We start from the raw sequence: 23,672 nt of genomic DNA on the forward strand, positions 1-23,672 counted from the left end.
ATTAAAATAAACCAATGGCGAGGCTCTCTTACTTATGAATAAAAAAATTGGATTATTATTAAGCCTGCTTTTTTTGTGGTTCTTTATCGGCCCCTTAAAAACCGTTCAGGCACAAAAAGTTTATCAAATTGGTACTGACGTAACTTATCCGCCATTTGAATTTGCCAATAAAAACAACCAATATATAGGCATTGATATCGACATTATTAAAGCAATAGCTAAAGAAGAGGGCTTTCAAGTTCAGATTAAACCTGTAGGCTTTAACGCAGCGGTCCAATCAATGGAGGCTGGACAACTTGATGGTGTTATTGCCGGGATGATGATTACTCCAGAAAGAAGGGTCAAATTTGATTTTTCCCAGCCTTATTTTAATACTGGTATCATCATGGCTGTCGGCAAAAATAGTTCGATCAAATCTTTTCGCCAATTACGTGGACAAAAAGTTGCTTTAAAAACTGGTGCGGCCGCAGCCGCATATGCCAACAGTATTAAAAGTAAATATGGTTTTAAAACTGTCACTTTTGATGATTCCAACAATATGTATCAAGATGTAGTTACCGGCAATTCAGTAGCTTGCTTTGAAGACCAGCCGGTAATGCAGTATGCCATCAAACAAGGCACACCTCTCAAAATTCCGCTTAAACCTGCTAATAAAAGTACTTATGGTTTTGCCGTTCGTAAGGGTCATAATCAAAAGCTACTCCAGCAGTTTGATGCCGGTCTGAAAAAGATTAAGGCCAATGGTACTTATGATAAAATTAAAGCCCACTATCTTGGCACTAAACACCACAAAGCTCCAGCTCAGCCCCAAGAAGATCGCAGTTTCTTTGGTTTAATTAAACAAAATCAAGCAGCCCTGCTTAGTGGTTTAGGAGAAACAATTTGGCTGACAGTAGCGGCGATTTTATTTGCCACGATTTTTGGCATTATTATTGGTCTTTTAGGGGTTGTACCCAATAAATTCTGCCAAGGTCTCTCCACTACTATTATTTATATCTTTCGCGGTTTGCCCTTGTTAGTTTTAGCTTTATTCATCTACACGGGGATTCCCAGTTTGACTGGACAAAAAATTCCTGCCTTTCTAGCAGGAATTATTACCTTGACCTTGAATGAAGGTGCTTATATTGCCGCCTTTGTCAAAGGAGGCATTCAAGCAGTAGATCCGGGGCAAATGGAAGCTGCCCGCAGCTTAGGTTTACCGTTTGGCAAGGCCATGCGGCGGGTAATTTTACCGCAGGGTATTAAAATCATGATTCCATCTTTTATCAATCAGTTTATTATTACTTTAAAAGACACTTCTATTTTATCGGTCATTGGACTTCTAGAGCTTACCCAAACGGGTAAAATCATCATTGCCCGTAATCTAGAGGGCTTTAAAATCTGGGCAATTATTGCCTTGATTTATCTTATCATTATTACCCTACTGACTTGGCTATCTAATTGGGTTCAAAGGAGAATGCAAGCATGAGTATAAAAGTACAAGTAACTAACCTTAACAAAAATTTTGGCACCAATCATGTTTTAAAAAATGTTAATTTAACTGTACAATCTAATGAAGTTGTAGTTATCATCGGACCCTCTGGCTCTGGTAAGAGTACCTTTTTGAGAACTCTCAATCGCTTAGAAGATCCAACTTCAGGAAACATTGTTATTGACGGCACTGATATTGCCCAACCCAATGCTAATATCAATCAAGTACGCGAAAATGTGGGCATGGTTTTTCAACATTTTAATCTTTTTAATAACTTATCAGTTGCCCAAAATATTATGTTAGCACCCCAAGAATTAAAAAATTTAGATGAGCAAAAAGCAGCAGCTCAAGCACATCACTTATTAAAAATGGTTGGTTTAGAGGAAAAATTTGCTGCGCCAATCCAATCACTTTCTGGCGGTCAGCAACAACGTGTAGCTATTGCGCGGGCTTTGGCTATGAACCCCGATTTAATGCTGTTTGACGAACCAACCAGTGCGTTAGATCCTGAAATGGTGGGCGACGTTTTACAAGTTATGAAAAAACTGGCTCAACAAGGAATGACGATGATTGTAGTTACTCACGAAATGGGCTTTGCCAAAGAAGTGGCTGATCGAGTATTATTTTTTGATGATGGTCAAATTTTAGAAGAAGGCACCCCGACAGCTATTTTTGATCATCCCCAAAATCCACGTTTACAAGAATTCTTAAATAAAGTTTTAAATGTATAATAAAAAGCTCTCCTAAAACTATGAGCTAGGAGAGCTTTTTATTACTCTAATGTCAAATTAGCACTTAAGTCCTTATAAAAGGCAGCATACGTAGCATTTTCATAAGGTTTCAGCCAAATAGAACCAAAACCTAAAACTATCAAATTTAAAATCTCCCAACCTAAAAAGCTCAATTGCAAGACAAACAAGCGCCATTTTTGTCCTTTCATTAATTGGCGGCTGCGCGTAATACAATCAAAATAACTGATATCACTATTAGGATTCTGATCGGTCAAATCTTTAAAGATATAAGATGCCTGAGAGTAGGAATACTGTTTTACAATTCCCGGAATAATTAATAGCAATGACCATAAAAACACAAAAATGTACGTTAAAATTTCAATCACTAAAGCTCCTAAAAAGTAGCGCTTCGAAAACACGCTAAAAGCACCCTGCATTAATTTATCAGGATGTTCTTTAGTGCGTAGCCAATCAATCGTTGTAAACATAATACTCATATTAATTAAAACAACCACCAGTGACCAAATTAAACTACCACCTGATCTGGCGCCATAATTATAGTTAGTACTACCACCCATTTTAGCAGAAGAAAAATAGGAAAATAAGGCAACAATACCTATGCCTGCAAGGATTAAAACCATACGCATAATAATAGCTAAGATGATTGGTATTAAATTAAGCTTAATGGCCGTTATCCATTGTCCATGATATAAATTTTTTACCTCGCGTTTTAATTCGGCACGAGTTTTTAAACGTTCTTGCATTCCAAATCCTCCTTTAGATCGCTTTCACAGTTACTGAGTGCTTTAAGTATAGTCCATAGGCAAATGAAACACCACCTATTTTTCTTTTTCCAAATGACTATATCTCGATAACTCAATTTGCGATATAATTATGACATCACTAAAAAAGGAGGTATAATATTATTGTTATTTAAAAAAAGAAGGGTTAACTTGTATAAGTTTATTAGCTACAATTTAGCCCTAGCAGCTTTAGCTATCGGAGCTTATAGCGTTAATACAGCTCAAGCTGTTCAAGCTGATACTAATACTGTCAGCAGTAATGTAGCACCGGCTAACTTTACTGTTACTCAGTTAGCGGGAGTTGTTACAGTTAAAGACCAAATGGCCCCACTTTACAATGCACAAGGTCAACTAATTAAGGGGCGCAGTCTATCACCACATTCAGCTTGGCGCACCAATTCCCTACGGGTTAGCAGTACTGGACAAAAATATTATCAAGTTTCTAGCGAAGAATACATCAGTTATGACCAAGTAACCTTTCAATCTGGAAATGTCGACGGTACTGCACATCCAATTGAAAACGAAATCAAAGATGGTTCCGGCAACGCTTTTGTCTGTATCATCAAAGGTTCTGGTGTAATTTTATATAATGGCTACGGCGCACAAGCCCAAAGTTCTGGGCGGACACTAGAGAGTGGCAGTGCTTGGGCAGTAGTTAACCACGTATATGCCAATGGACATTATTGGTATGAAGTAGGCGATAATCAATGGGTTAATGATAGTTTTGTAGTAGTAGTGCATGCCAATGATTATCAGCCAGCAGTTTATTTACGCAATGTGCCCTTAATTGCTCAACGTCCTGAGTTGCCTAATGGCTGTGAAATCACAGCGGTAACAATGATGTTACAATATGCTGGTGCTAAAGTAGATAAAATGCAACTAGCACGTGAAATGCCACGGAATCATGATCCTAATTACGGTTATATAGGTGATCCTTGGAACGGTACGGGTGTGACGATTTTCCCACCAGCATTAATGAATTTAGTTCAAAAATACACACCCAACCATACCGCCAAAAACCTAACAGGTTTAAGCTTTGACGCAATTAAATACCAATTGAGTTTAGGTCATCCAGTGGTAACTTGGAATACAATGCATGGTTTTCCTTATCATGCTTTAGTAGTTGTCGGCTATGATAACAAATATGTTTACTATAATGACTGTTGGACCAATGAAAGAACTGCTTTACCTATCAATACCTTTATTCATAACTGGAATAGTCAAGCTCAAAGAGCTATAAGTTATTAAAAGTGAGGAAATAAGGATGAATAAAAAAATACTTACTACAATAGTAATTAGTGCCAGCCTTTTAAGCGCAATTAATTTGGCACCTAAGGCACAAGCTGCCAATGTCAATCCTGCTAACGGTGTGGTAACTACTGTAAAACTAGCACAATTATATAATGATAATGGACAAGCCATTGCTGGACGGCAATTAATGGCTAATACACCTTGGTTAATTAATGGCACCATCGACATACCAGATGTTGGTACTTTATATCGAGTTTCCGATCATGAATTCGTTAAATCTGAAGATGTGAATTTACAGCATGGTGTGCCCCAAAAAGGTGTAGTCTGGGCTGGAAAAAATGGTGCTGTCACTTATCATTATCAACATGGTACTTATGAAGCAATTAATAGCAACTTAGCCGCCAATAGTGCTTGGCAGTATAACTATACTGATAACGCTAACGGTAAAACATGGTATCAAGTTGCTACTAACACTTGGATTAATAGTGATGATGTTGCTACTCCTAAATATACTAATCCCGCTGGTTGGTATCCTATTCACAACTCGCAAATTACTCAACAGCAAAAACCTGGATATGACCTTTATAATGGCGTAGAAGGTATTAAAGTCTATAAAGTACGTCAATTCTTTGGTTTATCTAATGCTCATACCATTTATGATGGTAATGTAATTTCTCGCGTACGCAATTGGCAAGCAAGCCATGGTTTAAAAGCTACTGGTATTGTTGATTATAATACCTGGACACATATGGGCTTCAGCGGCAAAGATTGGTACGATTTAGATAGTTATGTTGCGCCTTTAAGAACCAATATTAATAGCAGCCGCAGCGATCATATCGAAGCGATGATTGCCCAAGCCAAAGAATATCTAGGTAAACCGTGGATTTCTGGAGCAGCTTCTTCACCAGCTTATGGCGTTGATTGCTCTGGATTAGTCACCCAAGCTCTATATGCTTCTGGTATTGATCCTCAACCTACCAGCAATATCCAGCATGCTCAACCTGGTAATGAATGGAATTGCCAACTCTTATACAGCAGCCCTTATGTTCACAGTGTTGCTTATTCACAAAGACTTCGTGGTGATTTAATTTTCTATCAAAGCCCTTATGATGGCAGCATCTGGCACGTCGGTATCTACTTAGGAAATAATCAAGTCTTAGATTCTTGGCCTGATTCTGTCGCTGTTCGGCCAATTACTAACTGGCAGCGGAACATTGTAGCTAAAGTTGGTCGAGTATTCTATTAAGAAATTTTTACCCAACAAATGTATATGCTCAAAAAGCCCTTAGCATTTTTTGCTAAGGGCTTTTTAGTTATAAAATTTGAACTTTCATGCTAATAATTACCTAGGAAATATACTCATAAAAGTTATATAGAGCTTTTACCTCCACTCTTATAACTAGAATGCGACAACGAATATTATTAGTATTTGCCAACATAATTTAATATTTGTGAGTGTAATTACGACCTGAAATTTAAAAAGCAACAATCTATTAATTAGACTGTTGCTTTTTAGACAGGAGGATATATCATTATTTAATCAATTAGGAGAGGTTCAATTCACCTAAACATTATCCTCTGTAATAGTATCACATTAATTAGTAATACTATTACTGTATTTTATGCTCTTAAATGAGAATTTCAAGCTATTTTTTAATATATTTATAATTTTAAAGCTTCTTATGAAACTTTAAAATCAACAAGAGCCATAGGGACAAGATGATACAGATCACTACAATTATTATCCAAGCAAAAGAAACTTTCATCCATGGCAAACCTACATTCATACCAAAAAAACCAGTTACAATTGTCGGAACTGTTAAAATCAAAGACCAAATTGTTAAAAATTTCATTGTGTCATTCAAATTATTATTGGCAATAACATTAAAAGTTTCTGTGATTCTTTGAACAATATCTAATTCTGTTTCAACCATTTGTTTAACCTGACGACATTCCACTAGAACATCCTCTAACATCTCTGAATTGGCAGTTTCTTGGCTTGTACGCATAAAGGGCGTTTGAGCTAAGCGACAAATAATTGATTCATTTAAAATGATAGCACTAGAAAAAAATGACAATGATTGTTCTAAACGTGAAAGCTCTACTAATTTTTCATTAGTAATTTTTTTGTTAAGCTCTTGATCGAGTTGATTACGCCGATGGGTGATTTGACGGATCACAGGCAAAAAAGTGTCAATCAATTCAAATAATAAAGCCAAAACTACTTTCTCATTAGTAAATTTGCTTAAGTTTAGTTGCAGCTTATTCAAAGACTTCTTGACAATAGAACTGTCACAGGGATTAAAAATAAACAAAGTATCTTGATGAATTAAAAATTCAATTGGCTGGGTGACATAATGCAAATCATCTTTATCTAAAAAACGGGGTATTTGAATGATTAATAATTGATCACTTGTAGTTTTATCGTAGATATAATTAGGGCTTTCATCACGATCAGTTCCATAAGCAATGATTTCATCATCAATATGAAAGTCGCGTTCTAAGTCTGAGATTTCACTGGCAGTTAAGTGGCTGGTATTAATAAATTTATATTGAGGATTCAGCGCAATGTTTTCAATCAATTTTATCACCCTCCATATTTCCCGGGAAATATTAGAAATATTTTTTCCCTTCATTATTTGCTACAATAGCGCCTTGCTATTTAAGGGGCCTCTTTAGTGTTTTAAGTGATTTATTTTCTTTTAAAGATAAATACCTTACTAAAGACATAATTAGCTATCACCACGATGATATTGTCGATTAATTTAACAATGAGGCTATTAGCATGCAGCATGCCAATACCTATTTGTAAAACTACAAAATCAATTAATAGACTCAAAATTCTAAAGAAGAAAAATGCTTCTAATTCTTTTAGTACGGCTTTTTTCGAACTTTGATGCGAATTAAAAACAAATTGTTTATTTGTGATATAGGCAAAAAGTACTGACAATAACCAAGCAACAAAGGTGGCCATTTGATAACCCATTATATGATTCCAAGTGTAAAGTTCATAAAATACTATTAAATTAATTAAGGTGGTTAATCCCCCAAATATCAAATAAGAGATAAGCGCCCAATATTTTTTTATTAAAGTAATTAGCTTCTCCATAAAGACTCCTGTATAATTGAAGAGTTGCTGTATAATGCAGCTTGTAGGTTTATTATGACTATTTTACAATATTTAGACAAGGAGATTCTATGGAAAATCAAAAACAACTGCGTTGGTTTAATATTGCCCTGGTTAGTTTTACAACTGTGTGGGGATTAACTAACGTTGTCAACAATTTTGCTAATCAAGGCTTAGTAGTTATTGTTTCTTGGGTTTTAATTATGTTGCTTTATTTTATTCCCTATACGTTAATGGTTGGACAATTAGGTGCCACCTTTACCACAGACGATGGCGGAGTAGCTTCTTGGATTAAAGAATTGGCCAATAGTAAATTAGCTTATTTGGCAGCTTGGACCTACTGGGTGGTACACGTGCCTTATCTGGCGCAAAAACCGCAGATTATTATTGTAGGCTTTAGCTGGCTACTAAAAGGTAATGGAAATTTTGTCAACCAAGCGCCGGCTTTCTTAGTTCAAACTCTTTGTTTAGTTATTTTTCTAGCCTTTTTATGGCTGGCATCTCGGGGCGTTACTACTTTAAATCGTGTGGGCAGTATTGCGGGGATTGCCATGTTTTCCATGTCCATCCTTTTTATAATTTTGGGCATTGCGGCTCCATTTATGACCAAAATGACCATTCAAACTGCGCAAATGAATCAATTAGACACCTACCTGCCCAAGTTTGATTTGAACTATTTTACTACTATTTCTATGCTGGTTTTTGCTGTCGGCGGTGCGGAAAAAATTTCTCCCTATGTTAAGCAAACTCATAATCCCAGCCGCGAATTTCCTAAGGGAATGATTGCTCTAGCTGTTATGGTGGCCATTTCTGCGATTTTGGGATCATTTTCCATGGGAATTATTTTTAATGCCCATCATATTCCCGATGATTTAATGGCTAATGGTGCTTATTATGCCTTTCAGTTATTAGGGCAATATTTTCATTTAGGCAATATCTTTATGTGGCTGTTTGCATTGGCTAATATCCTCGCTTCTGCTGCTGCTTTGGCCGTGTCAATTGATGCACCCTTACGCATGCTTTTAGATGATGCAGATCGTAATTATATTCCCGCTAAACTTAGCCAAAAAAACCAACGCAATATACCTATCTACGGCTATTTAATGACTGGAATTCTAGTCGCAATTTTGATTATAGTTCCGGCCATTGGTATTCAAGGAATGAATGATCTCTACAAGTGGCTTTTAAATCTAAATTCAATTGTTATGCCATTAAGATATTTATGGGTTTTTGTAGCCTACATGCTTTTAAATCAGCAGCTCAAAACTTATCAAAGCGATTATCTCTTTGTTAAGAATTCTCATGTTGGCTTTGATATTGGTTTGTGGTGCTTTATTTTTACCGCTTTTGCCTGCATATTAGGAATGGTTCCTAAATTGTCATATAATGCTAATCCTCAGAGTTGGTGGTTTCAATTAGGGCTCAATATATTAACACCGTTTGTCTTAATGATTTTAGGTTTGATCCTGCCCGCAATCGCCCGCCGTCAGAAAAATAAAGTTTGATTGTAATTTTTATTGTGCGCTAGCACGCACCGTGTGGGTTTTTATCCTCCTAGCATCTATAAATATATATAAATCCGGGACAAAATACATGTCCCGGATTTTTTCTGTATAGGGCTTAAAAACCAGCTAATGATTAATTATTTTAGTTGACTTCAATGACTGGATCACTAATATTTCCGCCATAACTGCGAATTTCATTAATTAAATCTTCAAGTTGGGCTTTTAACTGTGTTTTATTGCTGTCATCGTTTTGATAAGCCTCTTTGACCTTGTCTAACAAAGGCTGATATTGTTTCATTAGTCGCTCTACTGTGGCTTGTCTTTTAGCTTCTCGTTCCGCCTCAATTTGACTCTTTTGGGCTTCAAAACGGGCTAAACGATTGTTTTCTTTTTGAGCTTGCAGTTGGGCCTGTGTTAAGTTCAATTCCCGCTGTAACTCCATGATAGTCCGATTAAACTCAGCTTTTGCATTCATACGTTTAACATTTTCATTTTTATAACGAATTTTTTGTAATTGGGCAATTTTGTTATCATATTGGGATAACTTAGCAAAAGGCTCCTGTTGATAAGCCGTAATGGCTTGTTGCACAACGCGCTCGCGATTTTGTTCCTGCTTTTTAGTTAGATGATAGATTAAGCGATAATCAAGATTATTCAGCCGCTTTTGATTGGCATTAATTTCCGCACTATTAAAGGCTAAATAATTTTCGGAAATTATTTGCGCAACACTTTTTTGAACAGCTTCTTGACGTACATAAAGATTATCTCCCACCTTACGAATACTGCTAGGAACTTTAAAGTCCGTATTAGGTTCTTTCAAATAATCAACCAAATATTCCCCTTCAGCACGAAATGTTTTAATAGTGAGCTGCAATTGATCATCACTTAATGGCTGTTGATGGTCAAAACCTGTCCAGTTAGCAATGGTAAACCAAGGCGTCATGCCGACGAAATAACTATCATGATTAAAATCTGTAGTTCCGGTTTTGCCTGCCACATGCGCATAATTATGCAAGGCAGCTTCTTTGCCTAACCCATTAGTTACTACACTTTGCATGGCATTAATCATCATGTAACTTGCACTTGAAGTATAGACGCTAACTTGTGTATGGGGGTTTTGATAAAGGGTGCGCTCATTAACAGTGTCTTCAATACTTTTAAGATTGTTGGGTGCAACGAACTTTCCACCCCGGGCAAAAGAACTATAGGCCGAAGCCATTTCGGTAGTAGTTACTCCTTTAGTAAAACCACCCACTGACAGAATAGGATTATTGTCAGCTGGATAAAGTCCTTGAAATTGCATTTTACCTAATAATTGGTAAAAGGATTTTTCTTTATCACTTAAGGCTAATTTAAATGCCACTGTATTAATAGAATCTGCCAGAGCTTGTCTTAAACTGACCGCCCCCCGATAGCCACTATACCAGTTATGAATATTACCTACAGGACCATCTATTACTCGACTTTGTGGTGCATATCCCCGTTCAAAAGCCGGTGCATAAGCAATCAAAGGCTTGGCCGTAGAACCTGGCTGACGGTAAGCATTAATAGCACGATTTAATTGATCGCCTTGAGTGGTGCGACCACCAATAATTGCTAAAACATCACCCGTGCGGTTATCTACAATAGTACTTGCTACTTGTGGTTCTAATTTACCTTCAGCATCACGTTGCTTATAAGCAGCATATTGCTGATCTACAATTTTAACTAGCTGTTTTTGCAAATCTTGATTGATAGTAGTCCGAATAATAAATCCACCATTAAGCAATTCACCATAGTATTTATCATAAATTTGGGAATAGCGGCTGCGATAATCATTTTTTTCTTGATCATTTTGAAAAAGATATTTCATTTCAAATCCATGAACCATCATCAGTTGTTTGACGGCATTGTCTACTGCATAATTCAAAGCATAATCCTGTGAAATATCATTATCATAAGTAAAATTATGAATTTTCAATTTAATAGCAGGCTGCGAATAACGCTGAAAGTCCGCTGCAGAGATTAACTTTTGTTGATACCAAGAATACAATACCGTATTGCGGCGATTTTTAGCAGCAGTTGGATGTACTACTGGGTCATAGAGTACTTGATTGTTGGGAATACCAACTAAAAGTGCAATTTCTCCTATATCCAGCTGATTTTGATCCTTAGAAAAATAATACTGGCTGGCACTGCCGATCCCATAACAGCCGTGTCCTAAATAGACATTATTAAGATAAAATTCCAAAATTTTTTTCTTGGAAAATTTTGCCTCGAGTTGTTGTGCAATGACCATTTCCTTAATTTTGCGGTCAAAACTTTGTGATTGATCTTTTAAAACAATATTTTTAACTAATTGCTGCGTCAAAGTTGAACCACCCTGCACTTGCCGATGCCATAAAGACTGCCAAATGGCTCTTAACACACCTGTTAAATCCACACCATGATGTTGGTAATAACGGCGATCTTCTACGGCAATTATCCCCTTCCGCAAACGCGGATTGATTTGGGAATACGATACATAATTTGCTTGACTGTGAGTGAGAGTCTTTATCGTTTGATTAGAGCCATCTTTAATCGTGGTGGGCTGTTTAGGATGAAAATTATTTTCTCGGATATCGTCACTAATAACATAGCCATCTGTGATATCCTTTTGAACTTCACCTAAATATTTGTGACAAATAAATATCCCTAAAATTACAATTAGTAATAAAAAGATGAGAAAAATATACTTTAAAATCTTTCTTATTGGATGTGCTTGAAAATTCTGCAGCCAATGCCGCCATCTTGCTTGCAATAATATTCTCCTTTGCTCTTAGTTGATAAAAAGTGTTGTTCCGCTATTAACTAAGTTTGTCAGAGTAATCAAATCCGAATTATCCAAGACCATACCATTATTTAAAGCTGATCCGGAACTATAGATAAAGCCCAATCTTTGGTCATTGCTAAATAATATTGAAGTCTGTAATGCAGGATTGTTTTTCAGCCAAAAAGTTGGTTGAGCACGATTATAATCACTCACACTATTAGTAGTAGAATCAACGCTTGTAGCATCAGGATAGTAACGGCCAAAAGTTGCTTGGCTTGGATCTGTTACGACGCCAGCAGTATCTGGGGGATTGATAATTAATTCTTGTAGACGATAAATTCCTCGCGGCACCCGGCTTGCTATTACTTGGATTAAAGAACTTGTAGTGCGATAATGGCTCCCTACTCGCCGCAACAGTGACAACGTTTGATCACTTTGAGAAAAATACAAAACCTGGCTTGCAGTAATACCCGCTGCTGACAAAGTACGATTAGCATCATCAGCCACTTGAACATTGTCAATAATGGTTACATGAGCCGGTTGATAGCTTTGCGTCAAAGGCGCATTTTTTAAGGCTGCCAATTGCTCTTGCTCTTGAGCTAACTGATTTTTATCACGATTACTTTGAGCATTTTTAAAATAGGTCAAGAGCTCTTTAATTTGTGGCTGCCAGTAATGCTGCCAGTGGCGGTTTTTAATTAATTTATAATACGCATTAGCTTGGGAAACCTGCGTCAGATCTAATTGATCATGATTAGTTTGAAATTTTCCCATGGCTGTTTTTAAAAATTTATTGGCATCTTGGGTTTGATCAAACCATACCCGAATGGTATCCAGCCGATTCTTCTGCCGCTGATAGACAGTTTGATTTTTTTCTTTCAAAAGATTGTTATCGGTTCCGTCGAGCCGCTTTTTGCTAACGCGATTAGCATAATAATGGGGACCATCGAAATAACTTTTGACTTGTTCCTCATTTTGACGACGCGCATTTAATAAAAGCGTGATTTTTTGAAAATCACGGCGAGTTTGCTTACTAAAAACCAGATGACCTGCATCTAATTTCATTAATTTGGTAAACATTTGTACTTTTTTAGTATCAACTTGCGTTATTAAAGCTTGATGCTGTTGATTTTGGTACTGATGCCTTACAAAATCCTTAGCAGCCACATCGACTCCTCCACCGGCCAATAGTAATAAAAAAGCAAGTGCTCCCAAAACAAGTATTATTTGGCTGGTGCGTTTTATCAAGCGAAATTTTTCTCTATTAATCTTCATACAAGCCAATCTTTCTCCAAATAATTTTGTTGTCATTAGCCCTTTTGATTGTTGTATAGTATAAAATATTATTAAGGACAAAGCCACAAGCAACATGGCTATTATAATATCATTAACCAAATAATTTCATTGAGGTAACTAACTTGAACAAATTAAAAAAGCATGTCGCTTTATTAAGTACAGTATTAATCCTTCTGATTACTTTAACTACAGTTTATTATAGTCGAAAGCCCCTCCTTCAAGCCACCTCAAACTGGCTAACCGCTCAAACTATTCCTTTTAATTGGTTAGTAAACCCTCAAAAAGTCAATAAAAATATTCACCCACATGCAATTACCTTGAATGAAATAGATAATCAAGAATATCAAACTGAATTAGCTCATGTTGATACGCTCATTCACTCATTTAACCGGCAAAAGCAAAAATCCACCTGGCTTTCACCAGCACAATTCCACCAATTACAAGGCTGGGTCCACCAAAAACCACATCGCTATATCTATAGCGTGACCCCCTTACTAATTGGCTACGATCATCAGGGAAAATATACTGTTTTAAGTGCCAATCGTTATGATGATACCAAGCAAATCCGTAGTTATCGTTATCAAGTATACTTTAGGCAACATCAAGTACTCAAAACATCTTATCTTGGATCAACTAGCAATAATAAGGCTCCTAAATTTATTGGCTTCACTAATAAATTGGGTAACTCTGGCATTTCCAAAGCTCCTAACTTTCTTGATAATATTAACACTACACTTACTAATTCTGATATCATTAACCAGCCCAATGCTTCTACACAACAATATAGTCAATTAGGAAAAAATATTGGTTTAAGTACTCATAGCGGTGCAGCGCTTCAGCGCTATGCGCAAATGGGCACAGCTAATCAAAAAAATAGTGCTATCATCGGTTATGAAATTTCCGATGTTCCACGTGAAACATTTTTCTTCATTACCCAAATTAATAAGGAAAAGACCTATTACTATACCCTGATTTATAACCGTAATCAAAACCGTTTTATTGCTTTTGAACAAGGAAAAAAATCTATTGCAAACCGTCCCTAATCTGCACAGCAGCGATAATTTTCAATGAATCAACTTATTAGACTAGTTTATCTAATTTTCATTCTTAATATCAGTAAAATTAGCGGGGCTGGGACAAAATTACGTCCCAGCCCCGTACTTGTTATCAAAATTGTAACTGCCAAACTCAATTCTTAAACCCAAAAATTAATTTTTAAGATAAACTAATTTTCCCAAATATCTTTTAAAACAATAGTTTCGTCACGATTTGGTCCCACAGAAACGCTCACAAAATCTAAATTAGTTAACTCTTTGATTTTTTCAAGATAATTGCGAGCAGCCTGAGGCCACTTAGTAATGTCAGTCAGTCCACGTAACGGCTCTTGCCATCCCGGGAGGGTAACATAAACTGGTCGACACTGATCTAAAACGTTTAAACTAGCCGGATATTCATCAATTATTTGTCCATTTGGTAATTGATAACCAGTACAAATTTTCACTTCATCTAAGCCACTCAACACATCAATACTATTTAAAGCTAAATCAGTAATTCCAGCTACTCTTTGTGCATGCTTAAGTACCACGGCATCTAACCAGCCAATCCGACGTGGACGCTTAGTTACCACACCGTATTCATGCCCAGCATCTCGAATAAAATCGCCTGTATCATCAGTTAGTTCCGTAGGAAAAGGTCCGGCACCCACACGCGAGGTATAAGCCTTAGCTACTCCCACTACTCGTTTAATTGCCGTCGGTCCGACACCTAAACCAGCAGTAAAGCCGCCTACAGGATTAGAAGAAGTTACAAATGGATAGGTACCATGATCAATATCCAGCATAATGCCTTGAGCGCCTTCAAATAAAACTTTACTACCCTTTGTTAATTCCTCATTTAAAATTTTAGAAGTATCCCAGACATAAGGCCGAAGTTGTTGACCATATTCATAGTATTCAGCAAAAATATCTGCAAATTCTAAGGGCTCACTATGATAAAGCTGAGTGAATTCGCGATTTTTACTCTCTAAATTTGCCTTCAGCTTAGCTGCAAAAGTATCTTTTTCAATTAAATCAGCCATTCTAATCCCGACACGTGCAACTTTATCCATATAAGCTGGTCCAATCCCACGATTAGTTGTTCCAATTTTATGTTGGCCTTTACTTTCTTCTTGTAATCCATCCAATTTAATATGATAGGGTAAAATAACTTGTGCGCGATTAGAAATCTTAAAGTTCTCAAAGCTTACTCCCTGCTCTTTTAAAGCAGCCATTTCCTTAACTAAAGATTGCGGATTGACTACCACGCCATTACCAATCATAGCAATCTTTTCTGAGTTTAAAATTCCTGATGGTACCAAGCGCATTTTGTAAACCTTATCATCAACTTCCACCGTATGTCCAGCATTATCACCGCCTTGATAACGGGCTACGATTTGCGTTTTTTGACTCAAAAAATCGGTAATTTTGCCTTTACCTTCATCGCCCCACTGCATACCAACAACCACTACACCAGTCATTAATCCATCATCCTTTACTAATTAGTTTTTACTTCTCTAGTTTACCAATTAAGAACATTATTGGCAAAGTCTATTTAATTAATTCGGCTTTTGTAAAATAGGAATTTAAATAACCAAAAGTGATTCGAGCAATATCAGTATATTGAACTTCTTTAACTTGTGTTGAACGTGTTTGAAAATTATCAAAGATAGCTAATTTTACACTCTTAGCACTCGCACCTAAACTATAGGCCAAGATATCCGTAGATAAATTACGCAATTGAATCCGCAGCATCGCTTTAGTTTGCGTTAATTGTGTAAAGGCTGATTGCCACAGATTATCCGAAGCAAATTGCATTTTAGCATCCAAAACCGGCTGGACAAACGTATTTTGCTGCTGTTGCCAGCGTCGATAAGTTGCAATCAAACGTAAATAATCTGTTTGTGCCGAAACAAAGCTCACTTCACTAAGCCGAATTACCGCATAACCACCAAAATAGCCATTTTGATCGACCAGCGATAAAGCTATTTCTTGCGGTGTGACATTAGTAACCTTACCTACATAAAAATTACTGTTGGAAGTGTTCAAGTAAATCATTATTAGCGTTTGGCTACCAACTAATTTTTGGAGGCTGGGCAAAAGATAAGAGTTGGCTTTAATGATTAATGGAAGACAGTGAACATGCGGCTGTAAAAAATATTTTGTTGCTTGATTAAGTTCTTGGCCGCCAAATTCCAAAGCTTCTAATTGATCTTGAAAAAAAGTTTCTGACAAATGGTTATAAGAAAAATCAAAAAAATCATAAACTTCAATATTAACCTGTCGTCCAGCTACTTGCTTAATTTTGGCCTGCTGATATTGATAAGCGCTGACCCCAATCGTTAAAACTAGACTTTGCTGTTGGGCTAGATGCTGTAATAATGCTGGCAATAACGGTGACGTCAATTGTGCAAGCGGTTCGTCTACAGGTGCCCATAAATGTTGCTGTTGGGCTATTTGGATTCGTTTTTGAATGCGCTGTAAGTCGGCTCCTTGGCTGCTAATTACTGCAATTGCACGAATTGTCACTAATACATACCCATTAGGCAACCCATAATCACTATAAACCTTCAGGATGATATGTTTCTGATCTAATTGCCAAATTTTGCCCGTATAAATATCTTTAGTTGAGCGCATTACAACATCAATTAATTGGTGTTGATAATAAGCTTGTTGTAATTGGGTGTATTTGCTCATGATTGTCCTTCCGTCAATGGCGAAATAGCAGCAAATTTATTATAAGATTTAACAAATAATAACTTCACTGTTCCCCGAGGCCCGGAGCGGTTTTTACCGATAATAACTTCTACTTCGCCAGCATTCGTATCTTCAACTTGTTCTTCACCGTCAGCATCTTCATTGTAGTAATCATCACGATATAAAAAAGCAACCACATCAGCATCTTGCTCAATAGAACCAGATTCACGAATATCCGATAAAATGGGACGTTTATCCTGACGTTGTTCCACTCCCCGTGATAACTGTGATAAGGCAATAACTGGTACATGTAATTCTTTCGCTAATTTTTTTAATTGCCGTGAAATTACTGAAACTTCCTGCTGCCGATTTTCTTGGCCAGTACCTTCAATTAATTGTAGATAATCGACAATAATTAGGCCTAAATTGCCCGTTTCTTTAGCTAAGCGCCGGCATTTAGCCCGAATTTCTGCCATTTTTACTCCGGGAGTATCATCAATATACATCGACGTCCGCGATAAAATTCCGGTGGCTACAATCAAATTTTGCCACTCTTCATCATTTAAATCACCGGTCCGTAAATGATTAGCATCAATACTTCCCTGAGCACACAATAAGCGACTCGCTAATTGCTCAGCTCCCATTTCTAAACTAAAGATTGCCACCGTCGTTGGAGTATGCACTGCCACATTTTCCGCCACATTCAAGGCAAAAGCTGTTTTTCCGACTCCCGGACGCGCTGCTAAAATTATTAATTCATCTTCATGCAAGCCCGCGGTAACTTTATCTAACTCTGAATAGCCAGTCGATAAACCTGTCACCTGGGAATCTTCTTGGGCACGTTGATCGATACCTTCAATTGTGGCATTTAAGATATCACCAATCTTTTTAAAGCCACCACTAGCCTGCTCTTCACCAACATTCATAATTTGCCGTTCAGCAGTATCTAAAATATTAGTAACATCATCATCTTGTTCTTCATAGCTTTGAGTTACAATATTGGTTGCCGCTTCAATTAAGCGCCGCAATAAAGCTTTATCAGCAACTATTTTAGCGTAATACACCACATTAGCAGCCGTAGGAACTATTGCTGCTAATTCTGCTAAGTAACTAACACCGCCGATATCTTCGAGTTGGTTTTTATCATCTAAAGTGTTTTTAACAGTAACAACATCAATGCCTTGATCATTTTCATTTAATTCAATCATTGCCGCAAAAATTAATTGATGTGCATGCTGATAAAAAGAATCAGCTGTTACATATTCTAAAGCTTCAATTAAAGCCTCGGGCCGCAATAAAATTGCTCCGAGAACAGATTGTTCGGCTTCCTTGTTATTTGGTGGTATTCGTTGAATAAGATCGCTATTCATAAATTAATTCCTCACACTTCTAATTCCTGTTAATTTTAACATAGAACCAAATAGTGAGATAGCAGAGTACTATGTTTTACATTATTGTTTAAAAACGTTACTTAATATGTACAAAAATATTAAAAAGATGGATTTGAGACGAGTTGTTGTCTCAAATCCATCTTTTTATTTTTAATATTATATCTATTAAGCTTAAATGCTCATAATTTTAGCAAAAATTGGAATTACTAAGTTATCAATTACTCCAATTAAAACTACAGCAACAGCTGCCATAGCACCTTGAATAGAGCCCATTTCTAAAGCAAAAGCTGAGCCGACAGTATGACCAGCTGTTCCTAAGCCTAAACCTAGGCCTAGAGGATCTTTTTGCAGTCTAAATATTTTAATAACAAAACTTCCAAAAGCATAAATAGCAACAGAATTTAAAATACAAGCCATGGCAGTAATGGCTGGAATCCCACCCATAGCTTGTGAAAGCGGTAAAGCAATGGCCGTTGTTGCTGATTGGCTCAGCATGGATGCCACTCCAGCACGGCTTAATCCAATTGCTCGGGCCAAAAAAGTAATTGCAAATAAAGAAATAATAACTCCAATAATTAAACTTGCTAAAATAACAAAGGCATTTTTCTTAACTATATCATTTCTTTTATAAAGCGGTACTGCAAAGGCAATAGTTGCAGGTTGGACAAACCAGAAAATAATATCGCCACCAGGTTTATAAGCCTTGGTGTACATTTCACTAATTGAAACGTGAAAAATCTGTGCTAACAATGCTAAAATTGCAATACCAGAAATCATCGCAAAAAACAAAGGCTGAGCTAAAAAAAAGCCTTTGGTCTTTTTAAATAACCATTCACCTAGTTCATAAACAGCAAGGGATAAAAATACACCAAATAATGGGTTCGTTAAATACTGCATTATTGTTCCTCCTTGTTTTGCAAACTATCAGTAGCATTACTCTCTTTATGAAAAATTATATTAATAAGTCCATTGATTAAAAGAGTTGTATAAGCTGTTACTACCAGTAAGATGACGGTTGCTAGCAAAATAACAATAATAATCTTTATCCCTTCAGCTTGCATAACTTTGAGATTGGCAGCTAAGGAAATTCCAGAAGGTACAAACAAGGCTCCAATAATACCAATTAACGCTGCTCCAAACGAATCTACCCATTGCACCTTTATAACTTTAAAAGTCAATAATAAATACATTAAAACTAAACCAACAACTGCTGGCGGTAAAGGAAAGGACTTGGGCATTGCCGTAGATATTAACTGTGCTACAAATAAAATCGTTGCATAAATTAACATTTGAATTAAGATTGGCGCCGATTTTTTTATTTCTTGGGGTTCTTGCATGATAAATCCTCCTCAAGTTATTATTAAACGTTTACATTATAATATTGGAATCGCTTTTATAGAGCAAACTATAGCTAAACTACCGATATTACTATCTAAAATACCATTATTAGTATCTAAACTGCCGTTAAATAGTGAAAAATCACAACAAACGTTATCTTAAAGTTTGTGAATTGTTTATCATTTTCTGAAAATCAGACTATTATCTTGAATAAATATTTCATAAATAGTTTACCTTGAATTGAAGCCAAAATCGTACCTATCAAATCTCATTTTGAACATAGAAAAAGAGAGACCAGGACAAATTTTATCCCAGTCTCTACTAATGGAAAGTCTTTACAGATATTTACTACTACTTTATTAAGTATTAATTACAACCCCATCAAATGGGCAAATACTGGCACAGCTAAGTTATCAATTACCCCAATCAAAACTACAGAAACTGCTGCCATCGCTCCTTGAACTGAACCTAATTGTAAGGCAAAAGCTGAACCTACTGTATGACCAGCAGTCCCTAAACCTAAACCTTCACCAACAGGATCTTGTTCCAGCTTAAACCATTTTACCAAAGACTTGCCCAAAGCATAAATAATAACTGCATTTAAGATGCACGCCATCGCAGTAACCGCCGGATTACCCCCAATACCTGCTGACAATGGCAAAGCAATCGCTGTTGTAGCTGACTGACTTAGCATAGAAGCAACCCCGACTTTGCTTAAACCGATTAACTTCGCCATACCGGTAATTGCAAACAAAGAAATGAAAGTTCCAATTAATAAACTAAATAAAATAATAGCCCCATTTTTTTTGACAACATCGTTACGTTTATAAAGCGGCACTGCAAAAGCAATGGTTGCCGGATTTAAAAACCAAAATATTAAATCACCGCCAGGTTTATAGGCTTGCGTATAAAATTGCGCTGTAGTCATATGAAAGCTTTTAGCCAGTACTGCTAAGATAATAATACCCAAAACCATAGCTACAAACAAAGGCTGCGTTAAAAAGAAACCTTTTGATTTTTTAAAAAGATATTCACCAATTTCATAAACCATTAATGATAAAAACACACCAAAGAGTGGATTAGTAAGAAAATGCATTATTTACTAACCTCCTTTACTTTAGGATTGGTTATTTTGCTTTTTATCATATTCAATATACGTGTAGTATAAGCTGTAACCACCAATAAGATTACTGTTGCAATTAAAATGACAATCACTAATTGTACTCCTTCAGCACGCATAATTTTTAAATTACCTGCTAAAGAAATTCCTGATGGTACAAACAAAAAGCCAATCATACTAATCATTGCTGAACCAAAAGAATCTACCCACTCAACTTTTATCACCTTAAAAGTCAACAGCAAATACAACATCACTAAGCCTATAACTGCTGTCGGTAAAGGAAATGATTTGGGCATGGAATCAGAAATGAATTGCGAAACAAACAAAATCGCGGCATATATCAACATTTGTATTAGTAATGGTGCTGATTTTGCTTTAGTATTTGTTTTTTCCATTATCAGGACTCCCCTCTGATTTATTAACCGCTTACATATTAATCCTAAAACGGCTATTTGCGGGGATTTTCAGAGCCAATTGCCTTAATTATTTTCTAAACTGCAAATATCCAGAAGTGAAATACTTTACTAAACTCCTAAACGACGCTTTAATTCCTTTTGATATGACCGTCCGACTTGAATTTTATCATTATTAGCCATAACTAAAATAGTAGTGTGATTAAACCAAGGTTGAACTTCCTTAACAGCTTCCAAATTAACCAAAGAATTACGGTGCACTTGCACAAACTTGGCCGCAGTTAAACGCTGTTTAATCCAAGTCAAAGTATTTTTGGTTTGATAGCGATTAGTTTTAGTTGTTATAGTTAAAACTCCACTATTCACTGTGGCGGAGATTAAATTGTCCTTTTTAATAACAATATTGCGATCATTAAGCTCAACTGTTAATAAGTTTTCTAATGATTCTTTTTGACTGTCATGCCGGTTTCCTAAAGCTCTAATAGCCTTAGTAAGCGCCTGGTTAATCCGTTCAGGTTCAAAAGGCTTTAGGATGTAATCCAAAGCATCGACACTAAAAGCTTTGACAGCAAATTCATCATAGGCAGTCGCAAAAATAATTAGGGGCGCATAAGGCAGTTGATGTAACTGCTGAGCTAAAGAAAAGCCATTATCTCCATTTAAAGAAATATCTAAAAAAATAATATCAATTTGTTCTTTAATCAAAATCCCCAAACCGGTTTTGACATCTTCACTTTGAAAAAGTTTAATCTCCATGTTTTGCAGACAAGGACTTTTTTTAATTAAATACGATAACTCTGCCCGTGCTAATTGTTCATCATCTACAATTAAAATCTTCATAGATCAATTTCCTCCTTAGATAACTGCCAGGGAATTAAAACTATAAAACTAGTTCCTTTTGCGCTAGTAGTAATTTTTATTTGGCTAATACTACCATATAAACCTAAGAAACGGCGGTTAAGGTTATATAAGGCAGTACCAGTACCATGTGACTCAATAATTGGTTCTTTTAAAATCTGAGTTTGAATTTGTTGTTTGATACCCTGGCCATTGTCACTTACTTTAATTTGAAAATAATCATCATCATAGGGAACAATTTCCACTAGAATTTGATTATTATTTTTCTGACCTTTAAAAGCATGCCTGACTGCATTTTCAACAAATATTTGCAAACAAAAGGCTGGAATTAAGACTTTTGATGATACTTCTACATGATATTGAAGCTGAAAACGGTTAGGAAAACGTAAATTTTCTAAATTCATATAGGCATCCACGTGCTTTTTTTCTTGTTGTAGGGTTACTTCTTTTTCCTGGCCGTTTTGCAGACTAGAACGAAAGAAAATACTCAATTGCATTACTGCCGTTCGGGCCTTATCTATATCTACCCGCATTAAAGCTGCTATTGTATTTAAAGCGTTAAAAAAGAAATGCGGGCTTATTTGGACTTGCAAAGCCTTAATTTCAGCTTCAGTAATTAAAGAAGTTTGTTCCTCGGCGATACCAATCGCTAATTGTCCTGAAAAAATCGTGGCTAATCCGGCAACTAAGTTTTCTTCAACAACTGTCAATTTTTCTGGATCAGTAAAATAGACCTTCAAAGCACCAATTGTCTGCTGATTAACTTGTAAGGGAATAACGATTGCCGCAGCTAAGGGACAATGAGGATGAGGACAACCAATTTCAGCTTTACAATGTGCTAAACGTCGTTTACCCGTTAAAATTACCGTTTTAGATAAATCGGTTAAGACTGGTTCATTAGCAATATGATGATCAGCCCCGGCGCCGACATGAGCTAGAACATTTACTTTATCAGTAATTCCCACCGCGTCAAAGTTAGTATATGTTTTAATAATTTCACAAACATGGTGAGCCGAATCAACATCTAAACCCTTTCGAAAATAAGGTAAGGTCTTATTAGTCAATTCCAAAACATCCTTAGTTTGAACAGCTCGTAATTGACGTTCGTTGGACATATACGTTTTCAAAATTTCAATAAATAAACAAGAACCGACAGTATTTAAAAAAGCCATCGGCACAATAACTAATTTTACCAAATCAAATCCCCGAAAAATACAAATAAAGGCCATTTGAATAAACTCCGCACCTAAGCCTAAGATTCCCACCCAAAAAATCGAAGGATACAACTGTTTGCCTCTTACTTGGTCACCAATTTTACCAACCAAAAAGCCAATCAAAACCGAACTAACTATGTAAAATGAATCTGAAAAATTACTGAAAATAAAACGATGTAATCCCCCTACTAAACCAACAACCATCCCCACACCCGGTCCAGCGGTCAAACTAGCGGTGGTGATTACCAAAGTTCTAGTATTAGCAATAGAATAAGATTGTGACAAATTAGTAATAATTGTGGGCATTACTACTTCTTTCGAATTTGTAATTTCGACACCAGTTAAATTAGATATTATGACAAAAATTGAAAAAATCAGCGTCAGCCAGATTTGTGCCTTAGAATTACGACTTTTAATCAGATTGCGAAAAAAGCTCGTATTCACTAACAAAAACGCTAAAATCATAATAAAGCCTAGACGTTCAGCCAATAGGATTAAAAGGTTAAACACGACAGTCATCCTCCCTTGACAGCTCTTATTCTAATAAACTTTAATTATAGTAATTTCCAGTTAAAAAAAGGATTACTTTTGCTAAGCTGCCAATATTGAAACTTTAACTTCTTTTTTTTAAA

Annotated in this window: 20 protein-coding genes; 6 read left to right on the forward strand and 14 right to left on the reverse strand. The window is 36.2% G+C overall.

Annotated features, from left to right (window positions below; all coding sequences use genetic code 11):
- Positions 1–34: 34 nt before the first annotated feature.
- Positions 35–1,468, forward strand: coding sequence for an ABC transporter substrate-binding protein/permease (locus EQ827_RS00480; RefSeq protein WP_181189028.1), 1,434 nt, complete (start codon positions 35–37; stop codon positions 1,466–1,468).
- Positions 1,465–2,202: an amino acid ABC transporter ATP-binding protein gene (locus EQ827_RS00485; protein WP_181189029.1), complete on the forward strand. Its 738-nt coding sequence runs from the start codon at positions 1,465–1,467 to the stop codon at positions 2,200–2,202. The genes EQ827_RS00480 and EQ827_RS00485 overlap by 4 nt, the downstream gene beginning before the upstream one ends.
- Before the next feature lie 41 nt (positions 2,203–2,243).
- Here the strand turns inward: EQ827_RS00485 and EQ827_RS00490 are convergent, their stop codons facing one another.
- The gene (locus tag EQ827_RS00490) at positions 2,244–2,966 is read right to left on the reverse strand and encodes a DUF975 family protein (protein WP_181189030.1); all 723 of its coding nucleotides are present in this window, start codon (positions 2,964–2,966) and stop codon (positions 2,244–2,246) included.
- A 189-nt stretch (positions 2,967–3,155) separates the two neighbouring features.
- Between EQ827_RS00490 and EQ827_RS00495 the strand changes: the two genes are divergently transcribed.
- Together EQ827_RS00495 and EQ827_RS00500 are read left to right on the forward strand one after the other, a co-directional pair.
- The gene (locus EQ827_RS00495; RefSeq protein WP_181189031.1) at positions 3,156–4,253 is read left to right on the forward strand and encodes a C39 family peptidase; all 1,098 of its coding nucleotides are present in this window, start codon (positions 3,156–3,158) and stop codon (positions 4,251–4,253) included.
- Between the two features lie 16 nt (positions 4,254–4,269).
- Positions 4,270–5,502 carry a C40 family peptidase gene (locus tag EQ827_RS00500; protein WP_181189032.1) on the forward strand — a complete coding sequence of 411 codons (1,233 nt, stop codon included), beginning with the start codon at positions 4,270–4,272 and terminating at the stop codon, positions 5,500–5,502.
- 424 nt (positions 5,503–5,926) lie between these two features.
- On the opposite strand, the gene EQ827_RS00505 is transcribed toward EQ827_RS00500, so the two are convergent.
- Entirely contained in the window at positions 5,927–6,838 is a 912-nt protein-coding gene (locus EQ827_RS00505) for a magnesium transporter CorA family protein (RefSeq protein ID WP_181189033.1), read from the reverse strand.
- Positions 6,839–6,948: 110 nt separating this feature from the next.
- The gene (locus EQ827_RS00510; protein WP_181189034.1) at positions 6,949–7,365 is read right to left on the reverse strand and encodes a GtrA family protein; all 417 of its coding nucleotides are present in this window, start codon (positions 7,363–7,365) and stop codon (positions 6,949–6,951) included.
- A gap of 89 nt (positions 7,366–7,454) precedes the next feature.
- On the opposite strand from EQ827_RS00510, the gene EQ827_RS00515 reads away from it, so the two are divergent.
- Positions 7,455–8,888: an APC family permease gene (locus tag EQ827_RS00515; RefSeq protein WP_181189035.1), complete on the forward strand. Its 1,434-nt coding sequence runs from the start codon at positions 7,455–7,457 to the stop codon at positions 8,886–8,888.
- 142 nt (positions 8,889–9,030) lie between these two features.
- Here the strand turns inward: EQ827_RS00515 and EQ827_RS00520 are convergent, their stop codons facing one another.
- Positions 9,031–11,667 carry a transglycosylase domain-containing protein gene (locus EQ827_RS00520; RefSeq protein WP_258231758.1) on the reverse strand — a complete coding sequence of 879 codons (2,637 nt, stop codon included), beginning with the start codon at positions 11,665–11,667 and terminating at the stop codon, positions 9,031–9,033.
- Positions 11,668–11,685: 18 nt separating this feature from the next.
- On the reverse strand, positions 11,686–12,954 hold the full coding sequence (locus EQ827_RS00525) for a hypothetical protein (RefSeq protein WP_181189036.1): 1,269 nt from the start codon (positions 12,952–12,954) through the stop codon (positions 11,686–11,688).
- Positions 12,955–13,097: 143 nt separating this feature from the next.
- Between EQ827_RS00525 and EQ827_RS00530 the strand changes: the two genes are divergently transcribed.
- On the forward strand, positions 13,098–14,018 hold the full coding sequence (locus EQ827_RS00530) for a hypothetical protein (protein WP_181189037.1): 921 nt from the start codon (positions 13,098–13,100) through the stop codon (positions 14,016–14,018).
- A gap of 182 nt (positions 14,019–14,200) precedes the next feature.
- Here EQ827_RS00530 and EQ827_RS00535 read toward each other — a convergent pair whose 3' ends face one another.
- The 9 genes from EQ827_RS00535 to EQ827_RS00575 all read right to left on the reverse strand — a co-directional run bounded on the left by EQ827_RS00535 (position 14,201) and on the right by EQ827_RS00575 (position 23,559).
- On the reverse strand, positions 14,201–15,490 hold the full coding sequence (locus EQ827_RS00535) for an adenylosuccinate synthase (RefSeq protein WP_181189038.1): 1,290 nt from the start codon (positions 15,488–15,490) through the stop codon (positions 14,201–14,203).
- A gap of 70 nt (positions 15,491–15,560) precedes the next feature.
- The gene (locus EQ827_RS00540) at positions 15,561–16,706 is read right to left on the reverse strand and encodes a hypothetical protein (RefSeq protein ID WP_181189039.1); all 1,146 of its coding nucleotides are present in this window, start codon (positions 16,704–16,706) and stop codon (positions 15,561–15,563) included.
- On the reverse strand, positions 16,703–18,076 hold the full coding sequence (gene dnaB, locus EQ827_RS00545; RefSeq protein WP_181189040.1) for a replicative DNA helicase: 1,374 nt from the start codon (positions 18,074–18,076) through the stop codon (positions 16,703–16,705). The genes EQ827_RS00540 and dnaB overlap by 4 nt, the downstream gene beginning before the upstream one ends.
- A gap of 192 nt (positions 18,077–18,268) precedes the next feature.
- Positions 18,269–18,994: an LrgB family protein gene (locus EQ827_RS00550; protein ID WP_181189041.1), complete on the reverse strand. Its 726-nt coding sequence runs from the start codon at positions 18,992–18,994 to the stop codon at positions 18,269–18,271.
- Positions 18,994–19,434 carry a CidA/LrgA family protein gene (locus tag EQ827_RS00555; protein ID WP_181189042.1) on the reverse strand — a complete coding sequence of 147 codons (441 nt, stop codon included), beginning with the start codon at positions 19,432–19,434 and terminating at the stop codon, positions 18,994–18,996. Before EQ827_RS00555 ends, EQ827_RS00550 begins: the two co-directional genes overlap by 1 nt.
- A 371-nt stretch (positions 19,435–19,805) precedes the next feature.
- Positions 19,806–20,531: an LrgB family protein gene (locus tag EQ827_RS00560; RefSeq protein ID WP_181189043.1), complete on the reverse strand. Its 726-nt coding sequence runs from the start codon at positions 20,529–20,531 to the stop codon at positions 19,806–19,808.
- Entirely contained in the window at positions 20,531–20,950 is a 420-nt protein-coding gene (locus EQ827_RS00565; protein WP_181189044.1) for a CidA/LrgA family protein, read from the reverse strand. The genes EQ827_RS00560 and EQ827_RS00565 overlap by 1 nt, the downstream gene beginning before the upstream one ends.
- Positions 20,951–21,079: 129 nt before the next feature.
- Positions 21,080–21,808, reverse strand: a complete 729-nt coding sequence (locus EQ827_RS00570; RefSeq protein ID WP_181189045.1) for a LytTR family transcriptional regulator DNA-binding domain-containing protein — start codon at positions 21,806–21,808, stop codon at positions 21,080–21,082.
- A complete protein-coding gene (locus tag EQ827_RS00575) occupies positions 21,805–23,559 on the reverse strand; it encodes a LytS/YhcK type 5TM receptor domain-containing protein (RefSeq protein WP_181189046.1) in 1,755 nt (584 codons plus the stop codon). Before EQ827_RS00575 ends, EQ827_RS00570 begins: the two co-directional genes overlap by 4 nt.
- Between the last annotated feature and the right edge of the window lie 113 nt (positions 23,560–23,672).

Source organism: Bombilactobacillus bombi, from assembly GCF_013607485.1.
GTDB lineage: Bacteria > Bacillota > Bacilli > Lactobacillales > Lactobacillaceae > Bombilactobacillus > Bombilactobacillus bombi_A.

Bases quoted from the DNA above. Each gene is read 5' to 3' on its own strand.
- EQ827_RS00570 (WP_181189045.1), bottom strand. From the start codon at position 21,808: ATGAAGATTTTAATTGTAGATGATGAACAATTAGCACGGGCAGAGTTA.
- EQ827_RS00540 (WP_181189039.1), bottom strand. From the start codon at position 16,706: ATGAGCAAATACACCCAATTACAACAAGCTTATTATCAACACCAATTA.
- EQ827_RS00525 (WP_181189036.1), bottom strand. From the start codon at position 12,954: ATGAAGATTAATAGAGAAAAATTTCGCTTGATAAAACGCACCAGCCAA.
- EQ827_RS00565 (WP_181189044.1), bottom strand. From the start codon at position 20,950: ATGGAAAAAACAAATACTAAAGCAAAATCAGCACCATTACTAATACAA.
- EQ827_RS00575 (WP_181189046.1), bottom strand. From the start codon at position 23,559: ATGACTGTCGTGTTTAACCTTTTAATCCTATTGGCTGAACGTCTAGGC.
- EQ827_RS00550 (WP_181189041.1), bottom strand. From the start codon at position 18,994: ATGCAGTATTTAACGAACCCATTATTTGGTGTATTTTTATCCCTTGCT.
- EQ827_RS00510 (WP_181189034.1), bottom strand. From the start codon at position 7,365: ATGGAGAAGCTAATTACTTTAATAAAAAAATATTGGGCGCTTATCTCT.
- dnaB (WP_181189040.1), bottom strand. From the start codon at position 18,076: ATGAATAGCGATCTTATTCAACGAATACCACCAAATAACAAGGAAGCC.
- EQ827_RS00500 (WP_181189032.1), top strand. From the start codon at position 4,270: ATGAATAAAAAAATACTTACTACAATAGTAATTAGTGCCAGCCTTTTA.
- EQ827_RS00480 (WP_181189028.1), top strand. From the start codon at position 35: ATGAATAAAAAAATTGGATTATTATTAAGCCTGCTTTTTTTGTGGTTC.
- EQ827_RS00515 (WP_181189035.1), top strand. From the start codon at position 7,455: ATGGAAAATCAAAAACAACTGCGTTGGTTTAATATTGCCCTGGTTAGT.
- EQ827_RS00490 (WP_181189030.1), bottom strand. From the start codon at position 2,966: ATGCAAGAACGTTTAAAAACTCGTGCCGAATTAAAACGCGAGGTAAAA.
- EQ827_RS00560 (WP_181189043.1), bottom strand. From the start codon at position 20,531: ATGCATTTTCTTACTAATCCACTCTTTGGTGTGTTTTTATCATTAATG.
- EQ827_RS00535 (WP_181189038.1), bottom strand. From the start codon at position 15,490: ATGACTGGTGTAGTGGTTGTTGGTATGCAGTGGGGCGATGAAGGTAAA.
- EQ827_RS00485 (WP_181189029.1), top strand. From the start codon at position 1,465: ATGAGTATAAAAGTACAAGTAACTAACCTTAACAAAAATTTTGGCACC.
- EQ827_RS00555 (WP_181189042.1), bottom strand. From the start codon at position 19,434: ATGCAAGAACCCCAAGAAATAAAAAAATCGGCGCCAATCTTAATTCAA.